This window comes from uncultured Amaricoccus sp. (genome assembly GCF_937858865.1).
In the GTDB taxonomy this organism is placed as follows: domain Bacteria; phylum Pseudomonadota; class Alphaproteobacteria; order Rhodobacterales; family Rhodobacteraceae; genus Amaricoccus.
Genome location: NZ_CALLYO010000166.1, coordinates 1 through 10,578 on the forward strand (window position 1 = coordinate 1; position 10,578 = coordinate 10,578).

General features: G+C 73.1%; 11 protein-coding genes. 9 read left to right on the forward strand and 2 right to left on the reverse strand.

What is annotated here, in order from left to right; all coding sequences use genetic code 11:
• The 4 genes from secD to Q0112_RS04620 form a co-directional block, all read left to right on the forward strand.
• A partial coding sequence (gene secD / locus Q0112_RS04605) for a protein translocase subunit SecD (protein ID WP_297972073.1) occupies positions 1-1,573 on the forward strand: 1,573 nt, incomplete at its 5' end.
• Positions 1,574-1,583: 10 nt separating this feature from the next.
• Positions 1,584-2,546 (forward strand): protein translocase subunit SecF, encoded by a 963-nt coding sequence (secF, locus tag Q0112_RS04610; protein WP_297972075.1) that lies wholly within the window; start codon positions 1,584-1,586, stop codon positions 2,544-2,546.
• Between the two features lie 4 nt (positions 2,547-2,550).
• A complete protein-coding gene (locus Q0112_RS04615) occupies positions 2,551-2,913 on the forward strand; it encodes an Mth938-like domain-containing protein (protein WP_297972078.1) in 363 nt (120 codons plus the stop codon).
• A gap of 109 nt (positions 2,914-3,022) precedes the next feature.
• The gene (locus Q0112_RS04620; RefSeq protein WP_297972081.1) at positions 3,023-3,619 is read left to right on the forward strand and encodes a superoxide dismutase; all 597 of its coding nucleotides are present in this window, start codon (positions 3,023-3,025) and stop codon (positions 3,617-3,619) included.
• 100 nt (positions 3,620-3,719) lie between these two features.
• Here Q0112_RS04620 and Q0112_RS04625 read toward each other — a convergent pair whose 3' ends face one another.
• A complete protein-coding gene (locus tag Q0112_RS04625) occupies positions 3,720-4,955 on the reverse strand; it encodes an AGE family epimerase/isomerase (protein WP_297972084.1) in 1,236 nt (411 codons plus the stop codon).
• 91 nt (positions 4,956-5,046) lie between these two features.
• Here Q0112_RS04625 and rarD point away from each other — a divergent pair, with 91 nt between their 5' ends.
• Positions 5,047-5,937 carry an EamA family transporter RarD gene (rarD, locus tag Q0112_RS04630; protein ID WP_297972086.1) on the forward strand — a complete coding sequence of 297 codons (891 nt, stop codon included), beginning with the start codon at positions 5,047-5,049 and terminating at the stop codon, positions 5,935-5,937.
• 111 nt (positions 5,938-6,048) lie between these two features.
• Here rarD and Q0112_RS04635 read toward each other — a convergent pair whose 3' ends face one another.
• Complete coding sequence (locus tag Q0112_RS04635) at positions 6,049-6,612, reverse strand: TIGR00730 family Rossman fold protein (protein WP_297972089.1); 564 nt, start codon at positions 6,610-6,612, stop codon at positions 6,049-6,051.
• 134 nt (positions 6,613-6,746) lie between these two features.
• Here Q0112_RS04635 and Q0112_RS04640 point away from each other — a divergent pair, with 134 nt between their 5' ends.
• The 4 genes from Q0112_RS04640 to Q0112_RS04655 all read left to right on the forward strand — a co-directional run.
• Positions 6,747-7,892, forward strand: coding sequence for a LysM peptidoglycan-binding domain-containing protein (locus tag Q0112_RS04640; protein ID WP_297972092.1), 1,146 nt, complete (start codon positions 6,747-6,749; stop codon positions 7,890-7,892).
• 75 nt (positions 7,893-7,967) lie between these two features.
• Positions 7,968-8,645 (forward strand): tetratricopeptide repeat protein, encoded by a 678-nt coding sequence (locus Q0112_RS04645; protein WP_297972095.1) that lies wholly within the window; start codon positions 7,968-7,970, stop codon positions 8,643-8,645.
• An 11-nt stretch (positions 8,646-8,656) separates the two neighbouring features.
• Entirely contained in the window at positions 8,657-9,970 is a 1,314-nt protein-coding gene (locus tag Q0112_RS04650; RefSeq protein ID WP_297972097.1) for a PQQ-binding-like beta-propeller repeat protein, read from the forward strand.
• Positions 9,971-9,995: 25 nt separating this feature from the next.
• Positions 9,996-10,578: GTPase (locus Q0112_RS04655; protein WP_297972100.1), on the forward strand; the 583-nt coding region annotated here is incomplete at its 3' end.

The following is a 10,578-nucleotide window of genomic DNA, read 5'->3' on the forward strand; positions in this document are numbered from 1 at the left end:
GGTCGAGAGCGCCAACGACGCCCGCGCGGCGCTGGCGCGCGGCGAGACGCTGACGCCGGAGATGCAGCAGGCCATGGCGGGCTGGCCGGGCTGGATGCCCTCGCGCCTCGTCAACCTCGGCCTCGACCTGCGGGGCGGGGCGCACGTGCTGGTGCAGGTGCAGGTGCAGGAGGTGCACGCCGAGCAGCTCGAGGGGCTCTGGCCGGAGCTGCGCGACCGCCTGCGCGACCTGCGCGACCAGGTGGGCACGGTGCGGCGGCTCGACGCCGGGCCGGAGGAGCTGCGCATCCGCATCAGCGACCCGGCCGGGATGCAGGCGGCGCTGGCCGCGGCGAACGAGGTGGCCAAGCCCGTCTTCTCGATCACCGGCTCGACCGCGCGCGAGTTCGAGGTCAGGGCGGACGGCGACCAGCTGGTGGTGACGCTCACCGACGCGCAGAAGACCGCGCTCGACCAGCGCACCATGCAGCAGAGCCTCGAGATCGTCCGCCGGCGCGTCGACGAGGCGGGGACGCGCGAGCCCTCGATCCAGCGCCAGGGGGCGGACCGGATCCTGGTGCAGGTGCCGGGCGTCGGCTCGGCCGAGGAGCTCCTGCAGATCATCGGCAAGACGGCGCGGCTCTCCTTCCACGGCGTCGCCAACCGCACCTCGGACCCCAACGTCAGGCCGGGGCTCGACGAGATGGTGCTGCCGTCGATGGACGAGCCGGGCATCTTCTACGTGGTCGAGCGGCGGTCGGTGGTGACGGGCGAGCAGCTGGTCGACAGCCAGCCCTCGTTCGACCAGAACGGGCGGCCGGCCGTCACCTTCCGCTTCAACCCCTCGGGCGGCGCGGCCTTCGGCAAGTATACCGCCGAGCACATCGGCAGCCCCTTCGCCATCGTGCTCGACAACCAGGTGATCTCGGCGCCGGTCATCCAGGCGCATATCGCCGGCGGGACCGGGATCATCACCGGCAACTTCAGCGTCGAGGACTCGACCCGCCTCGCCATCCTGCTGCGCGCCGGCGCGCTGCCGGCGGAGATCGTCGTGCTCGAACAGCGCACGGTCGGGCCGGAGCTCGGCGCCGACTCGATCCGCTCGGGCACCGTCGCGACGCTGGTCGCCTTCGCCGGCATCATCGGCTTCATGGTCTTCATCTACGGCTTCTTCGGCATCATCGCCTCGATCGCGCTGGTGATGAACATGGTGCTGACCATCGCGCTCCTCAGCATGCTCGGGGCGACGCTGACCATGCCGGGCATCGCCGGCCTCGTGCTCGGCCTCGGCATGGCGGTGGACGCGAACGTGCTGATCTACGAGCGTATCCGCGAGGAGCTGCGCACCGCGCGCGGGCCGGCGCGGGCGATCGACCTCGGCTTCGAGAAGGCCTTCTCGCCGATCCTCGACGGCAACGTCACGACGCTGATCGTCGCGATCATCCTCTACCTGATGGGCTCGGGACCGGTGAAGGGCTTCGGCATCACGCTCGCCTTCGGCCTCATCTGCTCGATGTTCACGGCGATCTCGCTGTCGCGGCTCCTGATCGCCATGTGGTTCGACCGGCGGCGTCCGAAGACGCTGGCCATCTGAGGAGACGGGCATGAGCCACCGGATGCTCTCCGAGGTTCCGAACTTCGACTTCTTCAAGCCGATGAAGTTCTGGCTGGCGGTGTCGATCCTCGGCGTCGTGCTCACCTTCGCCGTCCTGCCGATCCGCGGGCTGAACTACGGCGTCGACTTCCTCGGCGGCACGCTGATCCTCGCCGAGTTCCCCGAGCATCGCGACGTCGGCACCTACCGCGCGGCGCTCTCCGCGCTCGACGTCGGCGAGCCGACGGTGACCGAGGCCTCGGGCGGCTCGGGCGGGCAGGTGATCCTGATGCGGGTCGGCAACCCGGAGAACGCCGGCGACACCGCCGCCCCGGTCGCGGACCAGGTGCGCGCGGCGCTCGACGCCGAGTTCCCCGGGGTCAGGTACCTGCAGATCGACCAGGTCGGCGGCAAGGTGTCGGACGAGCTGGTCTTCACCGGCCTGCTCGCGGTCGGCCTCTCGCTCCTCGCCATCATGGTCTACGTCTGGCTCCGCTTCGAGTGGCAGTTCGCCATCGGCGCGGTGGTCTCGCTCTTCCACGACGCGATCGTCGTGGTCGGCGTCTTCTCCCTCTTCCAGCTCCAGTTCGACCTCAACATCGTCGCGGCGCTGCTCACCATCATCGGCTACTCGATCAACGACACCGTGGTGGTCTTCGACCGGGTGCGCGAGAACCTGCGCAAATACAAGAAGATGCCGCTGCGCGAGGTCCTGAACCTCTCGCTGAACGAGACGCTCAGCCGGACGATGATGACGATCTTCACCGTGCTGATCGCGGTCGTGTCGCTGCTCGTCTTCGGCGGGCCGGTCACCTTCGGCTTCGCTTTGGCGACGACGATCGGCCTCGTCGTCGGCACCTATTCCTCGATCTGGGTGGCGAGCGCCATCGTGCTCCGGCTCGGGGTCAAGCGCGAGTGGTCGACCAAGGGCGAGGGCAAGGCCGGCACGCAGTTCGGCAGCAGCAAGGCCTGAGCCGTTGCGCACCACCGAGGTCGACTACGAGGGGCGGCTGCCGGTGGACAGCTACGGCGCCGGCGGCTTCCGCGTCGCGGGCGCGGTGCACATGGGGCCGCTCGCGCTCGTGCCCGAGGGGGTGGTGGACTGGCCCGGCCTGCCCGATCTCGCGCCCTTCCTGGAACGGGTGTCGGAGTTCGACGTTCTGCTGGTGGGCATGGGGGCGCTGATGGCCCCGCCCCCGGACGGATTCGCCGCTGCGCGCGCCGCGCTCGAGGCGGCAGGCGCCGGGGTCGAGATCATGGCGACGCCCTCCGCCTGCCGCACCTACAACGTGCTTCTCGCCGAGGGGCGCCGGGTGGCGGCGGCCCTGATGCCGATTTGACGAGCCCTCCGGCAGGGGCGCATAAGGGGGCGGACAGCGGGGCGGCGAGGCCGCCCGGCACGGGTTTCACCACACGGGTTTCACAGCAACCGCAAGCGAGGAGCGCACCATGGCTTTCGAACTTCCCGACCTCCCCTATCCGCACGACGCGCTCGCCGGATCCGGCATGTCGAAGGAGACGCTCGAGTTCCATCACGACATCCACCACAAGGCCTATGTCGACAACGGCAACAAGCTGATTGCCGGCACCGAGTGGGAGGGCAAGAGCGTCGAGGAGATCGTGAAGGGCACCTACCAGAAGGGTGCGGTGGCCCAGAACGGCATCTTCAACAACGCCTCCCAGCACTGGAACCACACCCACTTCTGGCAGTGGATGAGCCCAAAGCCGGTGGCGATCCCCGGCGCGCTGGAGAAGGCGCTGAAGGAGGCCTTCGGCTCGGTCGACAAGTTCAAGGAGGAGTTCGCCGCCGCCGGCGCCGGCCAGTTCGGCTCGGGCTGGGCGTGGCTCGTCAAGGACGGCGGCGCGCTGAAGGTGACCAAGACCGAGAACGGGGTGAACCCGCTCTGCTTCGGCCAGACCGCGCTCCTCGGCTGCGACGTGTGGGAGCATTCCTACTACATCGACTACCGCAACAAGCGGCCGGCCTATCTCACCAACTTCCTCGACAAGCTGGTGAACTGGGAGAACGTCGCCTCGCGGCTCTGAGCCGCCTCCGCGCCCTACCCCACGAAAGAATTACTGTGGGGTAGGCTCGCGGCGCGCCTCGGGGATGCCCGAGACGCGCCGTCCTCGAGGCGGTGACGCCCTAGCCGGCCTCCGCGATCACCCGGGTGAGGCTGGCGGTCGCCGGGTAGAGCGGGATGAGGCAGGCCTGCAGCGCGTGGTAGATGTCGGCCTTGCCCGGGAAGAGGGTGAAGGCCGGCGTCAGGTCCTCGGCGCATTCCTCCTGCCAGCCGCCATGGCGGCGGTCGAGGAAGGCGCGGGACACGACTCCCCAGAGCCGGCGGTAGTCGGCCTCGGCGCCGGCCGCGGGGACGTGGGCGTTGAGGAAGTGCGCCGCGCCGATCCCCTCGCAGTGCGGCCACCAGAGCTTCATGCGGCGGAGCGGGCGGTCCTCCCAGTCGAGCGTGTAGAAGAGCCCGCCGTGCGCCTCGTCCCAGCCGAGCGCCATCGCCCGCTCGAAGAGCGCCGCCGCCGCGCCAGGCAGCCAGTCGAGCCGCCTGCCGCCCAGGCACCAGAGCTGCAGCAGCAGCCGCGACCATTCGAGCGCGTGGCCGGGCGTGGTGCCGGCGGGGCGGAACATCTCGTTGCCCTGGTAGCCGCGGTCGACCTGCCAGTCCTCGGTGTAATGCTCGGGCACCCGCCAGCCGGCCGCGCCGGCGGAGCGGCGGATGACGAGGTCGGCGATCGACTCCGCCCGGTCGAGGTAGAGGCGCTCGCCGGTCGCCTCGAAGGCGGCCATCAGCGCCTCGGTCAGGTGCATGTTGGCGTTCTGCCCGCGGTAGCCGGGCACCGGCGTCCAGTCGGGGCCGAACTCCTCCGCGCTCGCCCCGTGCGCGGGCTCCCAGAAGCGGGTGTCGATCACCTCCGAGATGTCGGCGAGCATCGGCGCCGCGAGCGGGTGGCCGACGGTCGTCGCCGAGGCGGCGGCGAGCAGCACGAAGGCGTGGCCGTAGGCCTGCCTGGCGGCGTCGACCGGCCCCGCGTCGTCCACCGACCAGAAGTAGCCGCCGCGCGCCGCGTCGCGGTGGCGCCGCCAGAGGAACTCCATCGCGTGGTCGACGATCTCGGGCGCCCCGGGACGGCCGAGCAGCGTCCCGATGGCGAAGCAGTGCGCCATGCGGGCCGTCGCGTGGATCGGGCGGACCGGGTTGTCGGCGAGCGGCTCGCCGCGGCGGTCGAGCTCGGAGAAGCCGCCGCGCGGGTTCGGCGTGCGCTCGAAGAGCGCGAAGAGCTCGTCGGCGCGGTCGGCGAGCCAGGCGCGGTGGGCCGGGCGGCTCGCCCAGTCCCCGAGGGCGGCGTCGGGCGTGACCTGGCTCATCGGGGCGCTCTCCGCTTGCGTCTTCGGCCTGCCAGCCTTGCCGCCGTCCGCCGCCTCGCGCAAGGTGCCGCGTCGGGCAGGAGGCGATGGAGTGACCGAGGAGCGCAAGGGGGTTCTCGCCATCGTCGCGACGGCGACGATCTGGGGGCTCTCCAGCATCTACTACAAGGCGCTCGCCGAGGTGCCGCCGCTCGAGATGCTGAGCCATCGCACGGTCTGGAGCGTGGTCTTCTTCCTCGCCGTCCTGGCGGCGCAGCGGCGCGTGCGCGAGGCGGTGCGCAGCCTGGCGAGGCCGGCGGTCCGGCTGCCGCTCCTCGCCAGCGCGGTGATGATCGCGGTGAACTGGCTCCTCTTCATCGTGGCGATCCAGCAGGGGCGCGCGCTGGAGGCGAGCCTCGGCTACTACATCTTCCCGCTCCTGGCGGTGGCGCTCGGCTTCCTCGTCCTCGGCGAGCGCTTCACGCCGCGGCAGTCGGCGGCGATCGGGCTCGCCGCGCTTGCCGTCGTGGTGCTGACGGTCGGGACGGGCACGGTTCCCTGGCTGGCGCTCGCCATCGCCGGGAGCTTCGGGATCTACGGCGTCATCAAGACGCGGGTGCCGCTCGGGCCCATGGTCAGCGTCTTCGCCGAGACGCTGGTGCTGCTGCCGCTCGCCCTCGCCTGGCTGGCCGGGCTGCATGCGGGCGCCTGGAGCGATCTCGGCGGGCGGGCCGGGGGCCACTTCGGGCACGGGCTCGGGATGAGCGCGGCGCTCGCCTTCGCCGGGCCGCTGACCGGCGGGCCGCTGGTGCTCTTCGCCTATGCCGCGCGCCGGATCCCCTATGCCACCGTCGGGCTCACCCTCTACTGGAACCCGACGCTGCAGTTCGCCGTGGCGGTCGCCCTCTTCGGCGAACCCTTCTCGGTCTGGCACGCCGCCGCCTTCGCGCTCATCTGGTCCGGGCTCGCGCTCTATTCCTGGGGCAGCTGGCGGCGGGCGTGAGGCGCGTTAACGAAGGTTTCCATCTGGTTGACGGAGAAGGAGATTATCCAGCAAATACAACGACGGGGTAGGGTGGGCACGCGTGCCCACCCCGTGCCCGGCGGAGCGGTTTCACCCGATCGGCAGGGCGGCGAGCCTCCCCATCAGCTCGGGCACGCTGTCGCAGGGCTCGAGATAGCCGAGGACCTCCGCCGGCGCGAAGCCCTCGGCCACGATGTGGACGAGGAGGGCGAGGAGCGGGTTCCAGTAGCCGTTCACGTTGAGCAGGTAGACGTGCTTGTCGTGCAGCCCGAGCTGGCGCCAGGTCAGCACCTCGAAGAGTTCGTCGAGGCTCCCGCCCCCGCCCGGCAGCGTCACGATCGCGTCGGCGTTCATGAACATGACCTTCTTGCGCTCGTGCATGGTCTCGGTGACCACCACCCGCGTCAGGTCGCGCGCCCCGCGCTCGCGGCCGACGAGGTGCGCCGGCACGACGCCGAGCGTCTCCCCGCCGGCGGCGATCGCGGCGCTCGCCAGCACCCCCATCAGCCCGACGTCCCCCGCGCCGTAGACGAGGCGCAGCCCCGCCCCGGCCAGCGCCGTCCCGAGCTCGGCCGCCGCGGCGGCATGGGCCGGATCGTTGCCGCGGCGCGAGCCGCAGAAGACGCAGACCGAGCGGGTGAGGAGAAGGCGCATGGACAGGCTCCTGACTTCGCTGCAACTTCATGTCGCAGTCGTTTTGTGACAATCTAGGCGGTAGCAGGTCGCCGCGTCGGACGCGAGCGCCAGGACCGCGAAGGCACCGGGCGGCGGACCGGGAGGACACGAGGATGGCCGAAGGATCGCCGCAGCGGAAGAGGATCGCCCTCCTCGTGCTGCTCCCGCTCGCCGCGATCGGGCTGCTCTACGCCGCGAGCCGCAGCCGCCCGCCGGAGACGCCGCCCGCGCCGGAGCCGACCGCAGCGGCGGTTCGCGCCCCCACGGCACCCGCGCCGGCAGAGACGCCGCCGGATGTCGCGGCGGCCGAACCGGAGGTGCCCGGCTTCGACGTGGTGCGGGTGGAGCCGGACGGCTCCGCCGCGGTGGTGGGGACCGCCGAGCCCGGCGCCAGGGTGACGATCTACGCCGACGAGGCGCCGCTCGCCGAGGCCGAGGCGGACGCCGACGGCAACTTCGTGGCGATCTTCCGGGTCGACCCCGCGGAAGAGCCGCGCGCGCTCACCCTCGGCGCCGTGGCGCCCGGCGGCGCGACCTCGACCTCCGAGGACATGGTGATGCTCCTCCCGCCGGCGCCCGGTACGGCCGAGCCCGAGGCGCAGCCCGCGCCCGAGACCGAGTCTGCCGCCGCGCCGGGAGAGGAGCCGGAACCGGTCGCGCCGGCCCCCGTGGTCCTGCCCGAGGCGGGCGCGGCCCCGGAGGTGGCGGCGACGGTCATCCTCCGCCGCGACGAGGTCGAGGTGACGCCTGCCCCGCCCGATGCCTCCGGCCGGCGGCCGGTGACGCTCGGGGCCGTCTCCTACGGCGAGACGGGCGAGGTGTCGCTCGCCGGGGCCGGCACCGCCGGGGCGATGGTGCGCGCCTATGTGGACGACGGCTTCGTCGGCGAGGCGCAGGTGGCGCCCGACGGGCGCTGGCGGATGCAGCTCGCCGGCCTCGCCGAGGGCATCTACCGGCTGCGGGTCGACCTCCTCGCCGCCGACGGTCGGGTGGCGAGCCGGGTCGAGACGCCGTTCCAGCGCGACTATCCGCCGCCCCCGCCGCCGCGGCCGGGCGCCCCCCGGCCGGGTGCCGTCCCGGGCAGCGTCGCGATCACCGTGCAGCCGGGCAGCAACCTCTGGACGCTCGCGCGCATCCACTACGGCTCGGGGGTGCGCTACACGCAGATCTTCACCGCCAACCGCGACCAGATCCGCGACCCCGATCTCATCTATCCCGGGCAGATCTTCACCATCCCCGAGCCGACCGCGACGGAATAGCCCGGCCGGCTTCGGTCTTGGCACCGGGGGGGCCGGACGGTATGACGGCGCGACGGACATGCCGGAGACGCGCGCTTGCACAACAATGATTCCTTCATCGAAGAGGTGAGCGAGGAGGTCCGGCGCGACAGGTTCTACGCCTGGCTCCGCCGCTGGCGCTGGCTGCTGATCGCGCTCGTGGTGCTGATCGTCGGGGCGGCGGCGGTGAACGAGTGGCGCAAGCTGCACTGGGCCTCGCGCTCGCAGACGGCGGGCGATGCCTTCCGCGCCGCCTACGGCGAGACCGACGCCGCGGCGCGGGCGGCCGCCTTCGGCGGTCTCGCCGCCTCCAACGCGCGGGCGGCGGTGCTGGCGAAGCTGGCCGAGGCCGGCGCGAAGGCCGAGGCGGGCGACACCGAAGGCGCGGCGGCCCTCCTCGCCGAGGTGGCGGGCGACGGCGCGGCGGGCGAGCTCTACCGCGCGCTCGCCTCGCTGCAGCGGGTGATGCTGCTCGGCAATGCGATGGCCGCCTCGGAGCGGCAGGCGACGCTCGAGCTCCTCACCAACCCCGGCGCACCCTTCCGGCCGCTGGCGCTCGAGCAGCGGGCGCTGATGCATCTCGATGCCGGCGACAAGGCGGCGGCGATCGCCTACCTCGGCGAGGCGCTGGCCGAGCCCGGCGCCAGCGAGGCGTTGCGCACGCGCGCGCGCCAGCTCATCGTCGCCTCGGGCGGCACGGTGCCGGCGCCGGCACCGGTCGCGGCCGGCGGATGAGGGGGCGTCCGATGTCGCCGCGCCCCTCCCTCGGCCTCGCGCTCGCCCTGTCGGTGGCGCTGGCGGGTTGCGCCGCGCGCGACCCGATCCTACCCGGCGAGCGCATCCCGGTGCGGGCGGAGGATGCGCCGATCGCCGGCGGCAGCCGCACGGCGCTCGGCCTGCCGGCGCCGGTGATGAACGCCGAATGGACCCACCGCAACGGCGCCGCGCGCGGGCGGCTGGTCAACCCGGCGCTCCGCCCGGTGCCGCAGCTCGTCTGGTCGGTCGACATCGGCCAGGGCGACGCCAAGCGGCGGCGGCTGATCACCGGGCCGATCGTCGCCGGCGGGCTCGTCTTCACGCTCGACGCGGCCGGCCAGGTGACGGCGGTGACGCGGTCGGGCCAGATCGCCTGGACCCGCAGCCTCGTCCCGGACGGCGGCGTGCCGGACGGCGGCACCGGCGGCGGCTTCGCCGCGGCGGGGGGCGTTCTCTACGTCACCACCGGCTTCGGCGAGGTCTGGGCGCTCGACCCGCGCAGCGGCGGGACCATCTGGCAGCGGACGCTCGAGGCGCCGGTGCGCGCCGCGCCGGCGGTGGCCGACGGGCGGGTGATCGTGGTGCAGCGCGACGACACCGCCTATGCGCTCGACGCGCGCTCGGGCGGCATCCTCTGGCGGGTGCAGGGCGTCGGCGGCCCCGGCCTCCTCGGCGGGGCGAGCCCGGCGATCGAGGGCCAGCTCGCGGTCGTCCCCTTCGCCTCGGGCGAGGTGCTGGGGGTGCTGGCGCGCAACGGCCTCACCGTCTGGGGGACGGCGGTGACCGGCGGACGGCCGCAGGTGGCGCGCAACAACATCACCGACATCAGCGGCGATCCGGTCATCGACGGCGAGGTGGTCTATGCCTCGAACCAGGCCGGGCGCACCATCCGGGTCGACGCGCGCACCGGCGAGCGGGCCTGGACCATCGCCGAGGGCTCCTACGGGCCGGCTTGGCCGGCGGGCGGCTCGGTCTTCCTGCTCTCGGACGAGGCGGCGCTGGTCAGGGCCGACGCGGCGACGGGCGAGCTGCTCTGGCAGGTGCAGCTGCCCGAGCTCTTCCCCCACCGGGGCTTCTTCGGTCGCGGCAAGCCGTTCAAGGCCGTGGCCTACCACGGGCCGGTGCTGGCCGGCGGGCGGCTCTGGGTGGCCGGGGCGGACGGCCTGCTGCGGGCCTTCAACCCGGCGAACGGGGCGCCGCTCGCCGAGCTGCCGCTGCCGGGCGGCGCCGCGGCGCTGCCGGCGGTCGCGGGCGGGATCATGTACATCGTCACCCAGGACGGGAAGCTTCTCGCTTTCCAATGACCGCCGGAGCCGGTAGGGACGGGCCATGTCCTTCAAGCTCGCCATCGTCGGCCGCCCGAACGTGGGCAAGTCGACCCTCTTCAACCGCCTGGTCGGCCGGCGCCTGGCGCTGGTCGACGACCAGCCGGGGGTGACGCGCGACCTGCGCGAGGGGGCGGGCCGGCTCGGGGCGCTGCGCTTCACCGTCATCGACACCGCCGGGCTCGAGGAGGCGACGGACGCGAGCCTGGCCGGACGGATGCGCGCGCTGACCGAGCGGGCGGTGGACGCGGCCGATCTCTGCCTCTTCCTGATCGACGCCCGCGCCGGGGTGACGGCGCTCGACCGCACGCTGGCCGAGCTGCTGCGGCGGCGGGCGCCGCGGGTGATCCTCGTCGCCAACAAGGCCGAGGGGCGCGCGGCGGACGCCGGGTTGATCGAGGCCTGGGAGCTCGGCCTCGGCGAGCCGGTCGCCCTCTCGGCCGAGCACGGGATCGGCATGGACGACCTCCTGCGCGCGCTCGAGCCGGTGGCGGCGGAATTTCCCGACGCGGCGGCGGTGGTCGAGGTGCCGGACGAGATCGACGACAGCGTCGACGAGGCGGGCGAGGGCCCGCCGCTGCCGCCCG

What these genes read in the sequence shown, in the direction of transcription:
- secF (WP_297972075.1), top strand. Translation starts at nt 1,584, where the DNA reads ATGAGCCACCGGATGCTCTCCGAGGTTCCGAACTTCGACTTCTTCAAG.
- Q0112_RS04620 (WP_297972081.1), top strand. Translation starts at nt 3,023, where the DNA reads ATGGCTTTCGAACTTCCCGACCTCCCCTATCCGCACGACGCGCTCGCC.
- Q0112_RS04625 (WP_297972084.1), bottom strand. Translation starts at nt 4,955, where the DNA reads ATGAGCCAGGTCACGCCCGACGCCGCCCTCGGGGACTGGGCGAGCCGC.
- Q0112_RS04640 (WP_297972092.1), top strand. Translation starts at nt 6,747, where the DNA reads ATGGCCGAAGGATCGCCGCAGCGGAAGAGGATCGCCCTCCTCGTGCTG.
- Q0112_RS04635 (WP_297972089.1), bottom strand. Translation starts at nt 6,612, where the DNA reads ATGCGCCTTCTCCTCACCCGCTCGGTCTGCGTCTTCTGCGGCTCGCGC.
- Q0112_RS04650 (WP_297972097.1), top strand. Translation starts at nt 8,657, where the DNA reads ATGTCGCCGCGCCCCTCCCTCGGCCTCGCGCTCGCCCTGTCGGTGGCG.